Below are 20781 nucleotides of genomic sequence, written 5' to 3'. Positions count from 1 at the left end.
GATTCCTCGTGGGTAGGGCCTCTCGTGTCGGCGTCCGGAGTTTTCCACAGGGAGTTATCCACAGGGGTGGCCGGTCGGCGTCGCCGTTGGCACAGTGGTGGGCATGCGGGGGTGGTGGCAGGACCTCACCGATCTGGTGCTGCCGGCCGAGTGCGGAGGCTGCGGGAGGCCTCGCACGGTGCTCTGCCCGGAGTGCCGTGCCGTCCTGAACGGGGCCGCACCGGGCCGGGTGCGACCGGTGCCGGAGCCGCCCGGACTGCCGGTCGTGCACGCGGCGGCTCGGTATGCGGACGCGGTGCGGGCGGTGCTGCTGGCCCACAAGGAACGGGGTGCGCTGGCGCTTGCGGCACCGCTCGGCGCGGCTCTGGCGGGTGCCGTGCGGGCGGGGCTGCAGGAGGCCTGTGCGCCGGTCGACGGGGTGGGGTGGGCCGGATGGCCGGGGATGCCTCGGGAACGGGGTGACGGGGCCGTGACGGGGCTTGACGGGGCGCATGGCGGACAGCTCCCGGCCGACGGCGAGAGGTCGGCCCGGAGCGTCGGCGCGCCTGTGCTGCTGGTTCCCGTTCCGTCCGCGCGCGGGGCGGTGCGGGCGCGGGGGCACGACCCGGCGCGGCGGATCGCGCTCGCGGCGGCGGGTGAGCTGCGGCGGGCGGGGACGCCGGCACGTGTGCTGGCCGTACTGCGGCAGCGGCGTGCCGTGGCCGACCAGTCGGGGCTCAACTCCCGGCAGCGGCTGGACAATCTCGCGGGCGCCCTGGCGGTGGCCCCCGGTGGCGGGCGGTTGCTGTCCGAAGGGCCGGTCGTGCTGGTCGACGACCTGATGACGACGGGTGCGTCCCTGACGGAGGCGGCGCGTGCCGTGCGGGAAGCGAGGGCGGCAGGGGCGGTCGCGTACGGCGAAGCGGCGACCGGTGTGTACCGGGTGGTGGCTCGGGAAGGCAGAGGGGAAGGGATGGCTGGAGCGACGGAGGAGGCGACGGGCCGGGAGCGCGTCGGGCCGGGAACGACGGCTGTATGCGGCATCCGTGACGTGATCTGCGCAGCTGTGGTCGCAGCCCCGCCGGATTCCTTCGAAATAAACCGGAACTGACTGAGAACTTGCATCGTTGCAGGTAATGAGAGGGCCAATTCACCTGAACGGAGGTACGCCGCGGTAGAGGGTGACGACATCCGCCCAGGCGAGATATGTTCGGTTGTGAGGAAAGGCCCAGGCCACACCTCTCGCACCCGAATGCCGTGCCGCGGGTTTTTCACTATCACCCGCCTCGGTGGAATGGAGATCTTGCCCGCGGGGGAGGAGGTGGAAGTCACCGAGTCCGAGGTTCCGGGACTCACCGGAGCCTGGTGCAAAAGGGAGATGCTCCGCAGCGAAGCGGAGCGATCCGGGAACGGAGTTCTGCGTGGACATCGTCGTCAAGGGCCGCAAGACCGAGGTGCCCGAGCGGTTCCGCAAGCACGTGGCCGAGAAGCTGAAGCTGGAGAAGATCCAGAAGCTCGATGGCAAGGTGATCAGCCTCGACGTCGAGGTGTCCAAGGAGCCGAACCCCCGTCAGGCCGACCGCTGTGACCGAGTGGAGATCACGCTCCGCTCCCGCGGTCCGGTGATCCGGGCGGAAGCGGCAGCCAGCGACCCGTACGCGGCACTCGACCTGGCGGCGGAGAAGCTGGACGCCCGACTGCGCAAGGAGCACGACAAGCGCCACACACGCCGCGGCGCACGGCGGCTCACGGCCGCCGAGGTCGCCGACCACGTTCCGGGCGCGGCGACGCTCAACGGCAACGGCCACGCCGTTCACGAGGAAGAGTCGGACGGCGTGCCCACCAAGAAGATCGGCTCGCTGGAGGTCAAGGGTGAAGGTCCCCTGGTCGTCCGCGAGAAGACCCACGTCGCCTCCCCGATGACCCTCGACCAGGCGCTCTACGAGATGGAACTGGTCGGACACGACTTCTATCTGTTCGTCGACTCCGAGACCAAGGAACCGAGTGTCGTCTACCGGCGACACGCCTACGACTACGGCGTCATCCACCTCAGCACGGACCCGATGGTCGCCCAGGGGCACTCTCCCGCGGCGGGTGGCACGCTGGGGGGCTGACCCTCCCGGATGACAGCTGAGCCGGTGCCCCTGGAGCGCGTGTGCGCCCCCAGGGGCACCAGTGTGCGACCACTTCGCGCCCCGCTCTGTCACCTCACTGTCGTCCGGGCATGAAATCATGGCCCCACCGGCCCAACCGGTGGGTCGTTGCCTTGGGTTGGCGATGGCACAGGACCAGCCACAGCCTTCAGGGGGAGGAACGATGGCGGACAGCTTCGGACCGCTGCATGACGAGGACGCCGGCGACGGCGATATGAGCCCGGACGTGGGTTCCCCACGCAAGGAGCCGATCCGTGTCCTGGTCGTGGATGACCATGCCCTCTTCCGCCGCGGTCTGGAGATCGTGCTGGCGGCCGAGGAGGACATCCAGGTCGTCGGGGAGGCGGGAGACGGTGCGGAAGCCGTCGACAAGGCCGCCGACCTGTTGCCGGACATCGTCCTGATGGATGTGCGGATGCCCAAGCGGGGCGGGATCGAGGCGTGCACCTCGATCAAGGAAGTGGCGCCCAGCGCCAAAATCATCATGCTGACGATCAGCGACGAGGAAGCCGACCTCTACGACGCGATCAAGGCCGGCGCGACCGGATATCTCCTCAAGGAGATCTCCACCGACGAGGTGGCCACCGCCATTCGCGCGGTGGCCGACGGACAGTCGCAGATCAGTCCGTCCATGGCGTCGAAACTGCTCACCGAGTTCAAGTCGATGATCCAGCGCACCGACGAACGCCGTCTGGTGCCGGCTCCCCGGCTCACGGAGCGTGAGCTGGAGGTTCTCAAGCTCGTCGCCACAGGCATGAACAACCGGGATATCGCCAAGGAGTTGTTCATCTCCGAGAACACCGTGAAGAACCACGTGCGCAACATCCTGGAGAAGCTGCAGCTGCACTCCAGGATGGAGGCCGTGGTGTACGCGATGCGGGAGAAGATCCTAGAGATCCGGTAGCAGCCGGACAGGGATCAGCCCAGGGCTCGGGTGAGTTCCTTCGCCAGGGGCTCGCGCAGTTCCGGCGCGTCCACCCGTTCCACGCGTACGTCCGTGCAGTCCACCCAGCTCGCCGCCTCGACCAGCGCCTGGGCCACCGCGGGGACCGCCTTCGGGCCGTCCAGGGTGACCTGCCTGGCCACCAGGGTGCGGCCCTCGCGGGCCGGGTCCACGCGGCCGACGAGGTGGCCGCCGGCCAGCACCGGCATCGCGAAGTAGCCGTACACCCGCTTCGGCTTGGGGACGTAGGCCTCCAGGCGGTGGGTGAAGCCGAAGATCCGCTCCGTGCGCGCGCGTTCCCAGATCAGGGAGTCGAAGGGGGACAGCAGCGTGGTGCGGTGACGGCCGCGCAGGGGTGTCTCCAGGGCCGCGGGGTCGGCCCAGGCGGGCTTGCCCCAGCCCTCGACGGCGACCGGTACCAGGCCGGAGTCGGCGATCACCGCGTCGACCTGTTCGCCCTTGAGACGGTGGTAGTCGGCGATGTCCGCGCGCGTGCCGACACCCAGGGACCGGCCCGCGAGGGCGACCAGGCGGCGCAGGCACTCGGCGTCGTCCAGATCGTCGTGCAACAGGGCCTGAGGGACGGCGCGTTCGGCGAGGTCGTACACGCGCTTCCAGCCGCGGCGCTCCACGCACACCACCTCGCCGTACATGAGGGCGCGTTCGACGGCGACCTTCGCGCCCGACCAGTCCCACCACTCGCTGGTGCGCTTCGCGCCGCCCAACTCCGTGGCCGTGAGGGGGCCCTCGGCGCGGAGTTGCTTGATGACCTGGTCGTAGGCGCCGTCCGGGAGTTGGTGGTTCCAGTGCGGGCGGTTCCGGTAGGCGCGCCGGCGGAAGGCGAAGTGGGGCCACTCCTCGATGGGGAGGATGCAGGCCGCGTGGGACCAGTACTCGAAGGCGTGCGTCTCGGTCCAGTAGGCGTGCTCGACCGTCTTGCGGCTCACCGCGCCGAGGCGGGCGTACGGGATGAGTTCGTGGGAGCGGGCGAGGACGGAGATGGTGTCGAGCTGGACCGCGCCCAGGTGGCGGAGGATGCCTCGGACGCCGCCCTTGCGGTCGGGGGTGCCGAGGAAACCCTGGGCGCGGAGGGCGATGCGGCGGGCTTCGTCTGCCGAGAGGGTGGCCGTCGGGCGCGGGGTCGTCATGGGCCGCACGATAGGACGTGGCACTGACAGTGGGGGGTGAGCTGCGGGTTTGCCGCTACGCGCTCCGCTGGGGGTGCCGCGCTATGCCGTCGTTCGTCTGCGGTGCTGTCGTGGCTGGTCGCTCGCCCACTCCCGGCTTCTCCCCCATGAGCGGGGGCCCCATCGCGGCAGAGCCGCATATAGACACAGCCCAACGCCCCTCAGGGCGTCGGCGAACCGCAGTGGACTTCGCCGGACCCGCCTAGTCGCGTGCGGGGAGGTACGGCGCCGTCGACGGCAGTCCCAGGTCCGAGGGCAGCAGTGCGCCCACCCAGCAGTCCCGTCGGGCGCCCCGATGGATGATCGCGGAGCGCAGGGTGCCCTCGATGACGAATCCGGTGCGCTCCGCCACCGCGCGGGAGGGCTTGTTGCCGACTTCCGCCCGCCATTCCACGCGGTCGATCGACAGGTCGGTGAAGGCCCAGCGGGAGACGGCGAGGACGGCCTCGGTGACATAGCCGTTGCCGCGGTGCTCCTCGGTGCCCCAGAAACCGATCTCGGCGCCCCCCAGGGAGCGCATGGAGAGGCTGAGCATGCCCACCAGGTCCTCCCCTACGGAGAGGAAGATGCCCCAGGTGAGCAACGAGCCGTCCACCCAGCCTTCGGGGACCAGCTGATCCGTGAAGCTCTGGGCGTGCTCGCGCAGGTACGGCGAGGGGATCGTGGTCCAGCGCTGGATGTCGGGGTCCTGGGCGGCCTCGTACACGGCATCGGTGTCCTGCGGGCCGACCACGCGCAGAAGGAGTCGGCCGGTGGTGAGCGTGACGGGTTCCATCGGCCGATTCTGCTCGGGGGTTCGCCAAGGACGCCATCTTTTTGCCGTGCGTGAGCGGGTGATCACAATTCGCGCAATTCGTGGGCGGCTCGCGGCACCATCGGCGGGGCCCGGGCGTTGTCCCCTTTGAAGAGATTTGAATCAGGTGCGTGAAGCGACGGACGGTCGTCGTCCCAGCAGGCTCCCGACGCGGCGGGGTCCTCGCATACGATGGCCGTTGCTCAGTAAGCCAAATGGAAACCGACCGTCCCAGGCCCGACCGGCAAGGAGACCAACCCCCGTGTCCGTCCTCTCGAAGATCATGCGTGCAGGCGAAGGCAAGATCCTGCGCAAGCTGCACCGCATCGCGGACCAGGTCAACTCCATCGAAGAGGACTTCGTCGACCTCTCCGACGCCGAGCTGCGGGCCCTCACCGATGAGTACAAGCAGCGGTACGCCGACGGCGAGACCCTGGACGACCTGCTCCCCGAAGCCTTTGCCACCGTGCGTGAAGGCGCCAAGCGCGCGCTCGGCCAGCGCCCCTACGACGTGCAGATCATGGGCGGCGCGGCCCTCCACCTCGGCTACGTGGCCGAGATGAAGACCGGTGAGGGCAAGACCCTCGTCGGCACGTTGCCCGCGTATCTCAACGCGCTGTCCGGCCAGGGCGTCCACCTGATCACGGTCAACGACTACCTGGCCGAGCGCGACTCAGAGATGATGGGCCGCGTCCACAAGTTCCTGGGCCTGAGCGTCGGTTGCATCCTCGCCAACATGACGCCGGCCCAGCGTCGCGAGCAGTACGCGTGCGACATCACGTACGGCACGAACAACGAGTTCGGCTTCGACTACCTGCGCGACAACATGGCGTGGTCCAAGGACGAGCTCGTCCAGCGCGGCCACAACTTCGCCATCGTCGACGAGGTCGACTCGATCCTCGTGGACGAGGCCCGTACGCCGCTGATCATCTCCGGCCCGGCCGACCAGGCCACCAAGTGGTACGGCGACTTCGCCAAGCTGGTCACGCGCCTGAAGAAGGGCGAGGCCGGCAACCCGCTCAAGGGCATCGAGGAGACCGGCGACTACGAGGTCGACGAGAAGAAGCGCACGGTCGCCATCCACGAGTCCGGTGTCAGCAAGGTCGAGGACTGGCTGGGCATCGACAACCTCTACGAGTCGGTGAACACCCCTCTGGTGGGCTACCTGAACAACGCCATCAAGGCGAAGGAGCTCTTCAAGAAGGACAAGGACTACGTCGTCATCGACGGCGAGGTCATGATCGTCGATGAGCACACCGGCCGTATCCTCGCCGGCCGCCGCTACAACGAGGGCATGCACCAGGCGATCGAGGCGAAGGAAGGGGTGGACATCAAGGACGAGAACCAGACGCTCGCCACGATCACCCTGCAGAACTTCTTCCGCCTCTACAAGCGCCACGACCAGGAGGGCAAGGAACAGCCCGGCCTCTCCGGCATGACCGGTACGGCGATGACCGAGGCAGCCGAGTTCCACCAGATCTACAAGCTCGGCGTCGTCCCGATCCCGACCAACCGGCCGATGGTCCGCAAGGACCAGTCGGACCTGATCTACCGCACCGAGGTCGCGAAGTTCGAGGCGGTCGTCGACGACATCGTCGAGAAGCACGAGAAGGGCCAGCCGATCCTCGTCGGTACGACGTCGGTCGAGAAGTCCGAATACCTCTCGCAGCAGTTGAGCAAGCGCGGCGTCCAGCACGAAGTGCTGAACGCGAAGCAGCACGACCGTGAGGCGCCGATCATCGCCCAGGCCGGCCGCAAGGGCGCCGTGACGGTCGCCACCAACATGGCCGGCCGAGGTACGGACATCAAGCTCGGCGGCAACCCCGACGACCTCGCCGAGGCCGAGCTGCGTCAGCGCGGCCTCGACCCCGAGGAGCACATCGAGGAGTGGGCCCAGGCCCTGCCCGCCGCCCTGGAGAAGGCCGAGCAGGCGGTCAAGGCGGAGTTCGAGGAGGTCAAGGACCTCGGCGGGCTCTACGTCCTCGGCACCGAGCGGCACGAGTCGCGCCGTATCGACAACCAGCTGCGCGGTCGTTCCGGCCGTCAGGGCGACCCGGGTGAGTCCCGCTTCTACCTGTCGCTCGGCGACGACCTGATGCGCCTGTTCAAGGCCCAGATGGTCGAGCGCGTGATGTCGATGGCGAACGTCCCGGACGACGTGCCGATCGAGAACAAGATGGTCACGCGCGCGATCGCGTCCGCCCAGTCGCAGGTCGAGCAGCAGAACTTCGAGACCCGCAAGAACGTCCTCAAGTACGACGAGGTCCTCAACCGCCAGCGCGAGGTCATCTACGGCGAGCGGCGCCGCGTCCTGGAGGGCGAGGACCTGCAGGAGCAGGTCGTGCACTTCATGGACGACACGATCGACGAGTACGTCGGTGCGGAGACCGCCGAGGGCTTCCCGGAGGACTGGGACCTCGACCGGCTGTGGGGCGCGTTCAAGCAGCTCTACCCGGTGAAGGTCACCGTCGAGGAGCTGGAGGAGGCGGCCGGCGACCGCGCCGGACTGACCGCCGAGTACATCTCCGAGTCCATCAAGGACGATGTCCACGAGCAGTACGAGCAGCGTGAGACCCAGCTCGGCTCCGAGATCATGCGTGAGCTGGAGCGCCGGGTCGTGCTGTCGGTCCTCGACCGCAAGTGGCGCGAGCACCTCTACGAGATGGACTACCTCCAGGAGGGCATCGGCCTGCGCGCCATGGCGCAGAAGGACCCGCTGGTCGAGTACCAGCGCGAGGGCTTCGACATGTTCACCGCCATGATGGAGGGCATCAAGGAGGAGTCCGTCGGCTACCTGTTCAACCTGGAGGTCCAGGTCGAGCAGCAGGTCGAGGAGGTCCTGGTCGAGGACGAGAAGCCGTCGCTCGACAAGCAGGACTCGGTTCCGGCGCAGGCCGGCTCGCGTCCCGAGATCCGCGCCAAGGGGCTCGACGCTCCGCAGCGCCGGGACCTGCACTTCTCCGCGCCCACCGTGGACGGCGAGGGCGGCATCGTCGAGGGCGAGTTCGCCGACGACGACGCGGTGCGCTCGGAGTCGGACGGCCTCACGCGCGCGGAGCGGCGCAAGCAGTCCCGTGGCGGGCGACGCCGCAAGAAGTGACGCCGCGGTCGCCTGCGGCGCCGTAGCGGCTTGAAGGGCCGGGTCACCTGCGAGGTGCCCGGCCCTTCGGCATGCCGACCCTCAGTCGTCGTCGGTGTACGGAGTGCGCGGGCCGCCCAGTTCCACCGCGGTGCAGCGCCAGCGGAGGTCCTGACTCTGTTCGAGGCGGAAGGCCATGGCACGCAGCTGGTCGCCGGCGCCGATGCGGGCGAAGGCCTCCACGGCGCCGGGGCGGGGGACGTAGTAGCCGACGTCGCGGACCACGGGGCGGGTGCCGCGGGTGCGGAGGGGGCCGTGTTCGGCGAGCTGGGCGAGTTCGTCGTAGGCGCGGCCGACGGTGTGTCGGAGCATCGAGTGGACGGGACGCTGACCGCTGAGCACCCCGAGGAGGAGGTCGGCGAAGACGTCCGTGGGGCGGGGCTGGGGCACCGGCGGCCTGCGGGGGGTCTGGAAGGGGACGACCGGTGCGGTGGCGCTCCTTGCGGGGCTTGCGGGGCTCGTGCCCGGTGCGGCCGTCGGGCGGCCGTCGGCGGGCCTCGTGCGGCTGCGTGGGCCGCCGTCTCCGGGGGAGCCGGGCGGGCGTCCGCCTGCCGTCGTGCGGGCCGAGTTGCCGCCGGGGGAGCGGGGCGGGGTGCCGCCCGGGCGACGCGGGTCGCGGCGGCCCGGCGGACGGGCGCCGGAGGGGTGCTGTGCCCTGGTCATGACCTTGTTCATCGGTGTCCCCGCTCGGTGGGCCCGGGTGATACCGGGCAGTAACTTGCTGGTGGGGATCTTGTACGGGGCGGCCGAGGGCGGCGGCAAGCGGACTCGCGCTCGGGGCGGGGGCCCGGAATCTTCACTTATCCGGGTGAGCGAGGGGTGCGGGAGCCCATGACTGTGGGCCTTCACCGGGTGAATTCCGGGCCGGAGGTGGACGCCTCCGCAGGGCTGGGTGGGGACTCGAAAGGGGACGCCCGCACGTATCCTGAAGGCCTTTGCGGGGTCTTCCGACCACGTCCTGCGATCAGGTCCTGCGACCACGAACGAAAGCGGCCAGCCATGCGCGTCTACGTCCCCCTGACCCTCTCCGGTCTCGCCGAGGCGTACAAGACGGGGGAGCTGGGATCCGGGCCGCTCGCCGCGTACGCCGTCACGCCCGGGCTGCGCGAGTGGTACGTCTCCGACGACATCGAGGAGCTGGAGTACGCGGCGCTGAACCGTGCCGCGCTGGCCTCGCTGCGGCTCCTGGCGGCCGACGCCGGAGCGGTACGGCGCCGGGTCGTGGTCGCCGTCGACGTGCCCGACGGTGCGGCCAGCTCCGATCCCGACCGGGCGCTCGATCCGAAGGCGCTCGGCGAGGTGCGGGTCGCCGGGCCGGTGGCGCTGGCCAAGGCGGCCTCGGTGCACGTCGACTCGGGGGACGCGGAGGAGGACGTGACCGCCGCGACCGAGGTGCTCGCGGCGGCGGACGGCGGGGACGACGACGCGCAGTTCGTCGTGGACGGGGCCGAGGACCATGAGCTGCTGTGGTTCGCCACCCAGGAGATCCCGAATCTGGTGGTGCTGGGCGGCTGAGAGGCAGCGCTGACCTGCGGGTCTCTTGATTGTCAGTGCGGGCGGGTACGTTTTTGTCATGGGGAAGCTGACAGGCGCGCACATTGTCTGGGACTGGAACGGGACGCTGTTCCACGACAATGACGCGATCATCGGGGCGACGAACGCGGCGTTCAACGAGCTGGGGCTCGAGCCGATCACGATGGAGCAGTACCGGGCGCTGTACTGCGTGCCGGTGCCGAAGTTCTACGAGCGGTTGATGGGGCGGCTGCCGACCGATGCCGAGTGGGAGGTCATGGACGAGACCTTCCACCGGTACTACGCCGAGCACCGCATAGGGTGCGGGCTCACCGAGGGGGCGACCGACCTCCTCGCGGGGTGGCGGTCGGCGGGACGCAGCCAGTCGATCCTGAGCATGTACGTGCACGACGAACTCGTCCCGCTGGTCCGGGGGTTCGGGATCGAGGCGCACTTCCTGCGCGTCGACGGGCGGACCGGGCCCTCCGGCGGCAGCAAGGCCGAGCACATGGTGCGGCACCTCGGTGCGCTCGTCGGCGTGGATCCGGCTCGTACGGTGGTGATCGGGGACGCGGCGGACGACGCGGTGGCGGCGTTGCATGTGGGGGCGCGGGCCGTGCTGTACACCGGGGGGTCGCACGGTCGGGCCAGCCTCGAGGAGGTCGGGGTGCCGGTGGTGGACACGTTGGGGGAGGCGGTCGTGGAGGCGGAGCGGTTGGCGGCGTGAGGGGCTGGCCGGGCTGAGCTGGCTGTGAGGGCGCCCGGGGTTTGTGCCGGCCGGGGGTGGGTGCGCCCGGACGGGGTGTGCAGGTGCCCGGCGTGGGGCTGGGAGGGGTGGGCTCGCTTGCCCGCGCTGGCGGGGTGCCGCTTCTGTGGGTCGGGAGCCGCCCCAGCGGCACGACTACCCGCAGCTACGCCGGCCGGCGGAGTCAGGTCACCGGCGCCTTCGCCCTCAGTACCGTCAAGAACTCCCGCATCCACCCCGAGTGGTCCGGCCACGCCCGTGACGAGACCAGGGTGCCGTCGACCACCACCTCGGCGTCCTGGAAGGCGGCGCCGGCGGTCTGCATGTCCGGTTCCAGGGCCGGGTACGCCGTGACGCGGCGGCCGCGGAGGCCGTCGACCGCGGCGGTGAGCAGGGGGCCGTGGCAGATCTGGGCGATGGGCTTGTCGGAGTCGAAGAAGGACTTGAGGATCTTGCGGAGTTCGGGGTCGTTGCGCAGGTACTCGGGGGCCCGGCCGCCGGGGATGACGAGGGCGGCGTACTGACCGGGGTCCACCTCGGCGAAGGCGAGATCGGCGGGCCAGGTGTAGCCGGGCTTCTCGGTGTAGGTGTCGAAGCCGGGTTCGAAGTCGTGGACGACGAACCGGAGCTTTTTGCGGGTGGGAGCCGCGATGTGGACGTCGTAGCCCTCTTCGCGGAGGCGCTGGTAGGGGTACAGGACCTCCAGTGACTCTGCTGCGTCGCCGGTGACGATGAGGATTTTCGCTGTCATGTCGGCAACGTGCATCCGCGGGGGCCGCTTGCCAAGGGGGTGGGCGCGGCCGGGCGAGCGCACTGTGCAGACTGTCAAAGTTCCACCCCCGGTTTTGTACACATACGGCTCATGACGACCCCCCGGTCCGGAGCGATAGCCTTGTGGCGTGATCAGCGCGATAGTTCGCGGGGGCGCTGTAGCCCCTGCCCCGCGCCCGGAGAGCACGGACCACATCCGTGACCGGGCGGCGGTCGCTGGTCTTCGCGGGCGGGACGGGGTCCACCGGGCCCCCAGGACGCCGATTGCACCCCCGGGACCGGCGCCGCAGAGAGCAGCGTCACACCCGTCGGGCGTGTCGAGAATGGCTGATATCCCCCCGCTCATCTCACCTTGCGGCATAGCGTCGGAGCCGACCGGAGAACCCGGGCCGTGGCGTCGAGCCGCAGGGGAAGACACCGTACTTCCTTCTACGTCACGCAACGGCGCGCGACAGGAGCCAGAGGACAATGCAGACCAAGCTGGACGAAGCCAAGGCCGAGCTGCTCGAAAGGGCCGCCCGGGTAGCTGAGAACAGCCCGGTCGGGGGGCACCTACCGACTGGGACGACGGACAAGAGCAGCCCCGACCGGGACACCGTGCTCGCGTTCCTCCAGCGCTACTACCTGCACACCGCCCCGGAGGACCTCACCGGCCGCGACCCGGTCGACATCTTCGGAGCCGCTCTCTCCCACTACCGGCTGGGCGAGAACCGGCCGCAGGGCACGGCCAACGTGCGGGTCCACACCCCGACCGTCGAAGAGAACGGGTGGACCAGCAGCCACTCCGTCGTCGAGGTCGTCACCGACGACATGCCCTTCCTCGTCGACTCGGTGACGAACGAGCTCACACGCCAGGGGCGTGGGATCCACGTCGTCATCCATCCGCAGATCATCGTCCGGCGCGATCTCACCGGCAGGCTCATCGAGGTCCTCGCCGCCCCGCCCGCCGGGGCCGACCTCCCGCACGACGCGCACACCGAGTCGTGGATCCACGTGGAGTTCGACCGCGAGACCGACCGCTCCGACCTGAAGCAGATCACCGCCGATCTGCTGCGCGTCCTGTCCGACGTCCGTGAGACCGTCGAGGACTGGGAGAAGATGCGGGACGCGGCGCTCCGGATGGCCGACGAGCTGCCGAAGGAACCCGTCGCCTCCGACCTGCGCGAGCAGGAGATCGAGGAGGCCCGAGAGCTGTTGCGCTGGCTGGCCGCAGACCACTTCACCTTCCTCGGCTACCGGGAGTACCAGCTGCGGGAGGACGACTCCCTCGTGGCCGTCCCCGGCACCGGGCTCGGCATTCTGCGCTCCGACCCGCATCACGCCGAAGGTGACAGCCACCCCGTCAGCCCCTCCTTCGAGCGGCTGCCCGCCGACGCCCGCGCCAAGGCCCGTGAGCACAAGCTCCTCGTCCTGACCAAGGCCAACAGCCGGTCGACCGTGCACCGGCCGTCGTATCTCGACTACGTCGGCGTCAAGAAGTTCGACGAGAACGGCAACGTCGTCGGTGAGCGCCGCTTCCTCGGACTGTTCTCCTCCGCCGCCTACACCGAGTCCGTCCGCCGGGTTCCGGTCATCCGGCGCAAGGTCGACGAGGTGCTGGAGCGCGCCGGGTTCTCGCCCAACAGCCACGACGGGCGCGACCTGCTCCAGATCCTGGAGACCTACCCGCGCGACGAGCTCTTCCAGACGCCCCCCGACGAGCTGCAGTCCATCGTCACCTCCGTGCTGTACCTGCAGGAGCGGCGGCGGCTCAGGCTCTACCTGCGGCAGGACGAGTACGGCCGCTACTACTCCGCCCTCGTCTACCTGCCCCGCGACCGCTACACCACCGGCGTGCGCCTGAGGATCATCGACATCCTGAAGGAGGAACTCGACGGCACCAGCGTCGACTTCACCGCCTGGAACACCGAGTCGATCCTCTCCCGGCTGCACTTCGTCGTCCGTGTCCCGCAGGGCACCGAGCTGCCGCAGCTGTCCGACGCCGACAAGGAGCGCATCGAGGCCCGCCTGGTCGAAGCCGCCCGCTCCTGGGCCGACGGCTTCACCGAGGCGCTCAACGCCGAACTCGGCGAGGAGCGCGCCGCCGAACTCGTGCGCCGGTACGGCAACGCCTTCCCCGAGGGCTACAAGGCCGACCACACCCCGCGCGCCGCGGTCGCCGACCTAGTCCACGTCGAAAAGCTCACCGAGGCCGAGGACAACGACTTCGCGCTGAGCCTGTACGAGCCGGTGGGCGCGGCCCCCGAGGAGCGCCGCTTCAAGATCTACCGCAAGGGCGCCTCCATCACCCTGTCCGCCGTCCTGCCGGTGCTCAACCGGCTCGGCGTCGAGGTCATGGACGAGCGGCCGTACGAACTGCGCTGCTCGGACCGCAGCGTCGCCTGGATCTACGACTTCGGCCTGCGCATGCCCAAGTCGCAGAACGGCGCCGGTGACTACCTCGGTGACGACGGCCGCGAGCGCTTCCAGGAGGCCTTCGCCGCCACCTGGACCGGCAAGGCGGAGAACGACGGCTTCAACGCCCTCGTGCTGAGCGCCGGCCTGAGCTGGCGGCAGGCGATGGTGCTGCGGGCGTACGCCAAGTACCTGCGGCAGGCCGGGTCCACCTTCAGCCAGGACTACATGGAGGACACCCTCCGCCACAACGTCCACACCACCCGGCTGCTCGTCTCCCTGTTCGAGGCGCGGCAGTCACCGGACCGGCAGCGCGCCGGGCACGAACTCGTCGACGCCCTCCTGGAGGAGCTGGACGCGGCCCTCGACCAGGTCGCGAGCCTCGACGAGGACCGGATCCTGCGGTCCTTCCTCACCGTCATCAAGGCCACCCTGCGCACGAACTTCTTCCAGGAGGCGCTCGGCGGCCAGCCGCACGACTACGTCTCCATGAAGTTCGACCCGCAGGCGATCCCCGATCTCCCGGCCCCGCGCCCGGCGTTCGAGATCTGGGTCTACTCGCCGCGCGTCGAGGGCGTGCACCTCAGGTTCGGCAAGGTCGCGCGAGGAGGCCTGCGCTGGTCCGACCGGCGTGAGGACTTCCGTACCGAGATCCTCGGCCTGGTCAAGGCGCAGATGGTGAAGAACACCGTCATCGTGCCGGTCGGCGCCAAGGGCGGCTTCGTCGCCAAGCAGCTGCCCGACCCGAGCGTGGACCGCGACGCGTGGCTGGCCGAGGGCATCGCCAGCTACAAGACCTTCATCTCGGCGCTGCTCGACATCACCGACAACATGGTCGGCGGGGAGGTCGTGCCCCCGGCCGACGTCGTCCGGCACGACGAGGACGACACCTACCTCGTCGTCGCCGCAGACAAGGGCACCGCGACCTTCTCGGACATCGCCAACGGGGTGGCCGAGCAGTACAACTTCTGGCTCGGCGACGCCTTCGCCTCCGGCGGCTCCGCGGGCTACGACCACAAGGGCATGGGCATCACCGCCCGCGGCGCCTGGGAGTCCGTCAAGCGGCACTTCCGGGAGCTCGGCGTCGACACGCAGTCCGAGGACTTCACCGTCGTCGGCATCGGCGACATGTCCGGCGACGTGTTCGGCAACGGCATGCTGCTCAGTGAGCACATCCGCCTGGTCGCCGCCTTCGACCACCGGCACATCTTCATCGACCCGAAGCCGGACGCGGCCACCTCCTACGCCGAGCGCCGCCGGGTCTTCGAGCTCCCGCGCTCCAGCTGGGCCGACTACGACACCGGCCTCATCTCCACCGGAGGCGGCGTCTTCCCCCGCAGCGCCAAGGCCATCCCGGTCAACGCGCACATCCGCGAGGCCCTCGGCATCGAGGGCAAGGTCGCCAAGATGACCCCGGCCGACCTGATGAAGGCGATCCTCAAGGCGCCGGTGGACCTGCTGTGGAACGGCGGCATCGGGACGTACGTGAAGGCGAGCACCGAGACGCACGCCGACGTCGGCGACAAGGCCAACGACCCGATCCGCGTCGACGGCGCCGACCTGCGCGTCGGGGTCGTCGGCGAGGGCGGCAACCTGGGCCTGACCCAGCTCGGCCGGATCGAGTTCTCGCTGCACGGCGGCAAGATCAACACCGATGCCATCGACAACAGCGCGGGCGTGGACACCTCCGACCACGAGGTGAACATCAAGATCCTGCTCAACGGCCTGGTCACCGAAGGTGACATGACCGTCAAGCAGCGCAACAAGCAGCTCGCCGAGATGACCGACGAGGTCGGCCACCTGGTCCTGCGCAACAACTACGCGCAGAACACGGCCATCGCCAACGCACTGGCCCAGTCCAAGGACATGCTCCACGCCCAGCAGCGGTACATGCGCCACCTGGTGCGCGCGGGCCTGCTGGACCGGGCGCTGGAGTTCCTGCCCACCGACCGTCAGATCCGCGAACGCCTCGGCGCCGCACAGGGCCTCACCAGCCCGGAGACGGCCGTCCTGCTGGCGTACACGAAGATCACGGTCGCCGACGAGCTGCTGCACACCTCGCTCCCCGACGACCCGTACCTGCGCACCCTGCTGCACGCGTACTTCCCGACCGCGCTGAGCGAGAAGTTCCCCGAGCACATCGACAGCCACCCGCTGCACCGCGAGATCATCACGACCGTGCTGGTCAACGACACGGTCAACACCGGCGGTACGACCTACCTGCACCGCCTGCGCGAGGAGACCGGCGCCTCGCTGGAGGAGATCGTGCGGGCGCAGACCGCGGCCCGGGCCATCTTCCGCTCCGGCGCCGTGTGGGACGGGGTCGAGGCGCTCGACAACCAGGTCGAGGCCGCCGTACAGACCCGGATTCGGCTGCACTCGCGGCGCCTGGTCGAGCGCGGCACCCGCTGGCTGCTCAACAACCGGCCCCAGCCGCTGCAACTCGCCGAGACCGTCGAGTTCTTCGGCGAGCGGGTCGGGCAGGTGTGGGCACAGCTGCCGAAGCTGCTGCGGGGCGCGGACCTGGAGTGGTACCAGAAGATCTACGACGAGCTGACGGGCGCCGGTGTCCCGGACGAACTCGCCATGCGCGTGGCCGGGTTCTCCTCCGCCTTCCCGACGCTCGACATCGTCTCGGTCGCCGACCGCATGGGCCGGGACCCGATGGACGTCGCCGAGGTCTACTACGACCTCGGCGACCGGCTCCACATCACCCAGCTCATGGACCGCATCATCGAGCTGCCGCGCGCCGACCGCTGGCAGTCCATGGCCCGCGCCTCCATCCGCGAGGACCTGTACGCGGCCCACTCGGCCCTCACGGCCGACGTCCTGGCCGTGGGCAACGGCACCTCGACTCCCGAGCAGCGCTTCAAGGCCTGGGAGGAGAAGAACGCGCCGATCCTGAGCCGGGCGCGCACGACCCTGGACGAGATCCAGGGCTCGGAGACGTTCGACCTCGCCAACCTGTCGGTGGCCATGCGGACGATGCGGACGCTGCTGCGGGCGCATTCGTAAGGCGTACGACGGTTTCGTCGCCGCTACGACAATGAGGGCGCCCCGGGCCGGAATGGCTCGGGGCGCCCTCGTCGTCGTACGCCTGGTGCCGGTGCCTCAGGAGGCGGCCGCGACCTTGGGCTTCGCCTTCGGCCTGGGCTTGGGCTTGTCGCTCTTGTCGCCGGTGAAGGCTTCGTACTCCTGCAGGACGTCCTCGGTCGGCCCGTCCATGCGGAGTTCGCCGCGCTCCAGCCACAGCACGCGGTCGCAGGTGTCGCGGATCGACTTGTTGTTGTGGCTGACCAGGAAGACCGTGCCCGCGTGCTTGCGCAGCTCGCGGATGCGGGCCTCGGAGCGCTTGCGGAAGGCGGCGTCGCCGGTCGCCAGCGCCTCGTCGATGAGGAGGACGTCGTGGTCCTTGGCGGCGGCGATGGAGAAGCGCAGCCGGGCGGCCATGCCGGAGGAGTACGTCCGCATCGGCAGGGTGATGAAGTCGCCCTTCTCGTTGATGCCGGAGAAGTCGACGATCTCCTGGTAGCGCTCCTTGACCTGCTCGCGGGACATGCCCATGGCGAGGCCGCCGAGGTAGACGTTGCGCTCGCCGGTCAGGTCGTTCATCAGGGCCGCGTTCACGCCGAGGAGGGAGGGCTGGCCGTCGGTGTGGATCCGGCCGTTCTCCACCGGGAGCAGGCCCGCGACCGCCTTGAGCAGGGTCGACTTGCCGGATCCGTTGGTGCCGATCAGGCCGATCGCCTCGCCGCGGTACGCCACGAACGACACGTTCTTCACGGCGTGCACCTTGCGCACACCCGCCGCCTTCTCGGCCTGCTTGCGGCGCAGCATGCGGTTGAGCGCGGCGGTCGCGGAGCCACGGCCGCCGCCGGTGCCGTTGACGCGGTAGACGATGTCGACGCCGTCGGCGATGACGGTGGGGATCTTCTCGTCGGTGATGTCGGGGGTGTTCTCAGCCACGGCCGTACGTCTCCTCAGCCTTCCAGAAGTAAATGAAGCCGCCGACGCCGGCGAGCAGCGCCCAGCCGGTCGCGATCAGCCACACGTGGTGCGGCAGCTGGCTGGAGTGGAAGCTGTCGATCAGCGCGTAGCGCATCAGGTCGATGTAGACGGCGGCCGGGTTGGCCTGGAGGACCGGGACCACCCAGGACGGCCAGTTGTGGTGCTTGGCGGCCAGGTGCTCGATGCTCCACATGACACCCGAGACGTACATCCACGTGCGCAGGACGAACGGCATCAGCTGGGCGATGTCCGGGGTCTTGGCACCGAACCGGGCCATGATCATCGAGACGCCGGCGTTGAAGGTGAACTGCAGCACGAGCGCCGGGATCGCCAGGACCCAGGACGCCGAGACCGGCACGCCGAAGCAGAGCAGGATCACGACCAGCGCGCACATCGAGAACAGCAGCTGCTGGAGCTGCTGCAGGCAGAAGGAGATCGGCAGCGCGGCCCGCGGGAAGTGCAGGGCCCTCACGAGGCCGAGGTTGCCGGAGATCGCGCGGGTGCCCGCCAGGATCGAGCTCTGGGTGAACGTCCAGATGAACACGCCCGTGACCAGGAACGGGACGTAGTCCGGCACACCCTTCTTGGTGCCAAGGAGTACACCGAAGATGAGGAAGTACACCGCCGCGTTCAGCAGTGGGTTCATCACCTGCCAGACCTGGCCCAGCTTCGCCTGGCTGTACTGCGAGGTGAGCTTGGCGGTCGAGAAGGCCGCGATGAAGTGGCGCCGGGCCCACAGCTGGCGGATGTACTCGGGCAGGGAGGGGCGGGCGCCGCTGACCGAGAGACCGTGGTGGGCGGCGAGGGCCGCGAGGTCGTCCTCGGCCGGGGCCGATGTCGGGGGCGGTGTGTCGAGAACCTGGCTCACATCCGCTGCTTTCACTCGGGGGGTGGGGGTGCGTGCGTCCGGCCCGTCGGCCGTCGGTCCGTATCCCGGCGTTTGCTTACGCTTCTCTTCACGTTCTCTTACGTCGGGACGGGACCGTATCGTCGCAACGTGAGCGTAGGCCGAGTGGACGTCGGAACGCAACCGTTTCGTCGTGCCGATTGCGTTGGGACGGGACCGTATCGTCGTAACGATTCGCGTCGGGACGGGACCGTTTCGTCGCAACGCCCTATGCTGGTCCGCATGACGACGAACGCCGACGAGCCGCAGACGCGTCCGCGCCGCCGAGCCCCGGCGGGAGCCGCCGTACTCCGGGAGGATGTGACGGAAGCCATTCGGGCGGCCGTCTTCGAGGAGCTCGCGGCCGTCGGCTACGCGCGGATGTCCATCGAGGGGATCGCGCGCCGCGCGGGCGTCGGCAAGACCGCGGTGTACCGCCGCTGGCGCTCCAAGCTGCACCTGGTCCTCGACGTGGTGTCGGCACTCGCCGTGCAGGGCCTGCCCGCGCCGGACACCGGCTCGCTGGAGGGCGACCTGCGGTTGCTGTACGAGGTGACGTCCCGGGCGCTGCGCCACCCCGTGGCCTCGCAGATCCTCCCGGACCTCCAGGCCGAGGCGGCCCGCAACCCCGAGATCGCCGAGGCCGTCCAGAAGGCCCTGCGGGACGGGCAGGAGGGCGTCGCGAGCAAGATCATCGTGGCGGCGGAGCAGCGCGGTGAGGTCCGCGTGGGCCTCGACGACGAACTGGCCCTCGATCTGATCTCCGGGCCCCTCTACTGGCGCTCGGTGGTGATCCGCGCCCCGAAGCTGCCGAAGGGGTATCTCGCGGCGCTGGCCCGGGCCACGACGGCGGCGCTCAAGGCGTTGTGAGCGTGGGCGCTCCGCTGGGTGCCGCGACGATGGTGGGTGCCGTGATGGGTTGTTGGTTGTCTGCGGCGCCGTCGTGGCTGGTCGCGCAGTTCCCCGCGCCCCTTTGGGGTGCTGCCGAACCGTAGGGGAATTCGTCCGGCCTGCTTGGCGGTGGGTGACCAGCTCATCGGCCGCCTTCCGGTGCGGCGCGCAGTGCTAGGAGCTCCGGGGCGTGCACCGTGATCCGGCCGTTCTCCGTGGGGCCGATCAGGCCGTCGTGCCGGAGCCGGGACAGGGCGCGGTTGACCGTGACGCGGGTGACGCCCAGGAGGTCGGCGAGCTCGCGCTGGCCGCCGCTGAGTTCTACTCGCCCGTCGGCGGCCAGCGCGTCCAGGAGCCAGGCCGCGAGCCGGGCCTCGCAAGGAAGCGTGGCCGTGTCGGTGAGCCGGTCCTGCTGGGTGCGGGCCTGGGTCGCCAGGAGGCGGAACACATGGGCGCGTACCGCGGCGGAGTCGTCCAGCAGGGCGGTGAAACGGGCCCGCGGCACGGCCCGTACGGCGCACGGCGCGAGCGCGGTGAACGTCGCGGTGTGACCGGCCCCGTCGAGCAGCGCGACCTTGTCGAGCGCGCACGGCCCGGTCCAGGTGCCGAACCGTACGACGCGCCCGCCGACGGTCGTGACGGACGCCGCCGCGCTGCCGTCCAGCAGGACGAGCAGGTGGTCGGCGGGGGTGCCCTGGCTCCGCAGGGTCTCGCCGGTGTCGTAGTGGCGCGGGACGGAGGCGTCCCACAGGCGGCGCAGGTCCGGGTCCGGCAGTGGGGCCAACAGGGGGACGTCTCGCAGCCGTTGCCAGTCGTACCCGTGCACGGTGACCTTCCTCTCCTTCCCGGCGCCCCTGGCTGTATCGGCTGATACAGCCCTGAGTGGCGCGCTGAGCCTAGCCTCACGGTCGAAGCCGTAGCCGTACGAAGCGGAAGGGATCCCCGTGCTGGTCGTAGAACTCGCCTTCACTCCCGCCCCCGAGCGCCTCGCCGCCCGCCCCGCGCACCGCGAGAGTCTCGCCCGCCTCCACGGCGAGGGGAAACTCGTCGCCGCGGGACCCTGGGTCGACGACCGTGGCGCCCTGTTGGTGTTCGCGGTGGATCGGCCGGAGTTGGAGGAGCTCCTCAAGGAGGACCCGTACTACCGCGGCACTCCCGGAGTCGAAGTCCACGCGATCCGCGAGTGGTCGCCGATCGTGGGAGGCCCGGAGCTCGCCTAGGAGCCAGCCGCAGGGCGAGGTCCGTCAACTCCGCTGTGCGCAGCACGCGTTCGCGGCGCCCTCGGGCCCGAACTCGAAGGGTGCGCCCAGAGCGTCACCGACGGCTGAACCGACGACGGCGCCGAGGGCGCGCTCGGCACGGAGGGAGCCGGTCATCCGC

The 20781-nt window shown here is 69.9% G+C and carries 16 protein-coding genes and 1 pseudogene; 9 read left to right on the top strand and 8 right to left on the bottom strand.

Annotated elements, in window-relative coordinates:
• Nucleotides 1–103: 103 nt before the first annotated feature.
• From IG08_RS0120210 to IG08_RS0120200, 3 genes are all read left to right on the top strand, one after another.
• Nucleotides 104–1090, top strand: a complete 987-nt coding sequence (locus IG08_RS0120210; protein ID WP_030604135.1) for a ComF family protein — start codon at nt 104–106, stop codon at nt 1088–1090.
• 310 nt (nt 1091–1400) lie between these two features.
• Nucleotides 1401–2093 (top strand): ribosome hibernation-promoting factor, HPF/YfiA family, encoded by a 693-nt coding sequence (gene hpf, locus IG08_RS0120205; RefSeq protein ID WP_030604134.1) that lies wholly within the window; start codon nt 1401–1403, stop codon nt 2091–2093.
• A 202-nt stretch (nt 2094–2295) separates the two neighbouring features.
• Complete coding sequence (locus IG08_RS0120200; protein ID WP_030604131.1) at nt 2296–3036, top strand: response regulator; 741 nt, start codon at nt 2296–2298, stop codon at nt 3034–3036.
• Nucleotides 3037–3050: 14 nt separating this feature from the next.
• On the opposite strand, the gene IG08_RS0120195 is transcribed toward IG08_RS0120200, so the two are convergent.
• Nucleotides 3051–4223 carry a winged helix-turn-helix domain-containing protein gene (locus IG08_RS0120195; protein WP_030604129.1) on the bottom strand — a complete coding sequence of 391 codons (1173 nt, stop codon included), beginning with the start codon at nt 4221–4223 and terminating at the stop codon, nt 3051–3053.
• 241 nt (nt 4224–4464) lie between these two features.
• Entirely contained in the window at nt 4465–5037 is a 573-nt protein-coding gene (locus IG08_RS0120190) for a GNAT family N-acetyltransferase (RefSeq protein WP_030604127.1), read from the bottom strand.
• Between the two features lie 280 nt (nt 5038–5317).
• On the opposite strand from IG08_RS0120190, the gene secA reads away from it, so the two are divergent.
• Complete coding sequence (gene secA / locus IG08_RS0120185; protein ID WP_030604124.1) at nt 5318–8155, top strand: preprotein translocase subunit SecA; 2838 nt, start codon at nt 5318–5320, stop codon at nt 8153–8155.
• Nucleotides 8156–8236: 81 nt separating this feature from the next.
• Here secA and IG08_RS0120180 read toward each other — a convergent pair whose 3' ends face one another.
• On the bottom strand, nt 8237–8869 hold the full coding sequence (locus IG08_RS0120180; protein ID WP_030604122.1) for an Rv3235 family protein: 633 nt from the start codon (nt 8867–8869) through the stop codon (nt 8237–8239).
• A 324-nt stretch (nt 8870–9193) separates the two neighbouring features.
• Between IG08_RS0120180 and IG08_RS0120175 the strand changes: the two genes are divergently transcribed.
• Together IG08_RS0120175 and IG08_RS0120170 are read left to right on the top strand one after the other, a co-directional pair.
• Nucleotides 9194–9709, top strand: a complete 516-nt coding sequence (locus IG08_RS0120175) for a DUF6912 family protein (RefSeq protein ID WP_030604119.1) — start codon at nt 9194–9196, stop codon at nt 9707–9709.
• 58 nt (nt 9710–9767) lie between these two features.
• Nucleotides 9768–10433, top strand: coding sequence for an HAD family hydrolase (locus IG08_RS0120170; protein WP_030604116.1), 666 nt, complete (start codon nt 9768–9770; stop codon nt 10431–10433).
• A gap of 202 nt (nt 10434–10635) precedes the next feature.
• Here IG08_RS0120170 and IG08_RS0120165 read toward each other — a convergent pair whose 3' ends face one another.
• Complete coding sequence (locus tag IG08_RS0120165; RefSeq protein ID WP_030604113.1) at nt 10636–11202, bottom strand: DJ-1/PfpI family protein; 567 nt, start codon at nt 11200–11202, stop codon at nt 10636–10638.
• Nucleotides 11203–11690: 488 nt separating this feature from the next.
• Here IG08_RS0120165 and IG08_RS0120160 point away from each other — a divergent pair, with 488 nt between their 5' ends.
• Entirely contained in the window at nt 11691–16631 is a 4941-nt protein-coding gene (locus IG08_RS0120160; RefSeq protein ID WP_030604110.1) for an NAD-glutamate dehydrogenase, read from the top strand.
• A 96-nt stretch (nt 16632–16727) separates the two neighbouring features.
• On the opposite strand, the gene IG08_RS0120155 is transcribed toward IG08_RS0120160, so the two are convergent.
• Both IG08_RS0120155 and IG08_RS0120150 read right to left on the bottom strand, forming a co-directional pair.
• Nucleotides 16728–17582: an ABC transporter ATP-binding protein gene (locus IG08_RS0120155; protein WP_043454758.1), complete on the bottom strand. Its 855-nt coding sequence runs from the start codon at nt 17580–17582 to the stop codon at nt 16728–16730.
• Entirely contained in the window at nt 17575–18492 is a 918-nt protein-coding gene (locus IG08_RS0120150; RefSeq protein ID WP_030604104.1) for an ABC transporter permease, read from the bottom strand. Before IG08_RS0120150 ends, IG08_RS0120155 begins: the two co-directional genes overlap by 8 nt.
• Before the next feature lie 249 nt (nt 18493–18741).
• Here IG08_RS0120150 and IG08_RS0120145 point away from each other — a divergent pair, with 249 nt between their 5' ends.
• On the top strand, nt 18742–19380 hold the full coding sequence (locus IG08_RS0120145; protein WP_030604101.1) for a TetR/AcrR family transcriptional regulator: 639 nt from the start codon (nt 18742–18744) through the stop codon (nt 19378–19380).
• A gap of 163 nt (nt 19381–19543) precedes the next feature.
• Here IG08_RS0120145 and IG08_RS0120140 read toward each other — a convergent pair whose 3' ends face one another.
• Entirely contained in the window at nt 19544–20227 is a 684-nt protein-coding gene (locus IG08_RS0120140; protein ID WP_030604097.1) for a Crp/Fnr family transcriptional regulator, read from the bottom strand.
• A gap of 118 nt (nt 20228–20345) precedes the next feature.
• On the opposite strand from IG08_RS0120140, the gene IG08_RS0120135 reads away from it, so the two are divergent.
• Nucleotides 20346–20621: a YciI family protein gene (locus tag IG08_RS0120135; RefSeq protein ID WP_030604095.1), complete on the top strand. Its 276-nt coding sequence runs from the start codon at nt 20346–20348 to the stop codon at nt 20619–20621.
• 45 nt (nt 20622–20666) lie between these two features.
• Here IG08_RS0120135 and IG08_RS59145 read toward each other — a convergent pair.
• A pseudogene (locus IG08_RS59145) lies at nt 20667–20777 on the bottom strand (ADP-ribosylglycohydrolase family protein); the annotation flags it as partial.
• Nucleotides 20778–20781: the final 4 nt, after the last annotated feature.

This window comes from Streptomyces fulvoviolaceus (genome assembly GCF_000718165.1).
In the GTDB taxonomy this organism is placed as follows: Bacteria; Actinomycetota; Actinomycetes; order Streptomycetales; family Streptomycetaceae; genus Streptomyces; species Streptomyces fulvoviolaceus.
The sequence above is the reverse complement of the archived record's forward strand: the minus strand, read 5'-3'. Positions and strand labels throughout refer to the sequence as shown.

Excerpts from the sequence above, each read along its gene's own strand:
- IG08_RS0120175 (WP_030604119.1), top strand. The coding sequence starts at position 9,194 with ATGCGCGTCTACGTCCCCCTGACCCTCTCCGGTCTCGCCGAGGCGTAC.
- IG08_RS0120165 (WP_030604113.1), bottom strand. The coding sequence starts at position 11,202 with ATGACAGCGAAAATCCTCATCGTCACCGGCGACGCAGCAGAGTCACTG.
- IG08_RS0120190 (WP_030604127.1), bottom strand. The coding sequence starts at position 5,037 with ATGGAACCCGTCACGCTCACCACCGGCCGACTCCTTCTGCGCGTGGTC.
- IG08_RS0120195 (WP_030604129.1), bottom strand. The coding sequence starts at position 4,223 with ATGACGACCCCGCGCCCGACGGCCACCCTCTCGGCAGACGAAGCCCGC.
- IG08_RS0120200 (WP_030604131.1), top strand. The coding sequence starts at position 2,296 with ATGGCGGACAGCTTCGGACCGCTGCATGACGAGGACGCCGGCGACGGC.
- IG08_RS0120210 (WP_030604135.1), top strand. The coding sequence starts at position 104 with ATGCGGGGGTGGTGGCAGGACCTCACCGATCTGGTGCTGCCGGCCGAG.
- IG08_RS0120180 (WP_030604122.1), bottom strand. The coding sequence starts at position 8,869 with ATGAACAAGGTCATGACCAGGGCACAGCACCCCTCCGGCGCCCGTCCG.
- IG08_RS0120160 (WP_030604110.1), top strand. The coding sequence starts at position 11,691 with ATGCAGACCAAGCTGGACGAAGCCAAGGCCGAGCTGCTCGAAAGGGCC.
- IG08_RS0120170 (WP_030604116.1), top strand. The coding sequence starts at position 9,768 with ATGGGGAAGCTGACAGGCGCGCACATTGTCTGGGACTGGAACGGGACG.
- IG08_RS0120145 (WP_030604101.1), top strand. The coding sequence starts at position 18,742 with ATGCTGGTCCGCATGACGACGAACGCCGACGAGCCGCAGACGCGTCCG.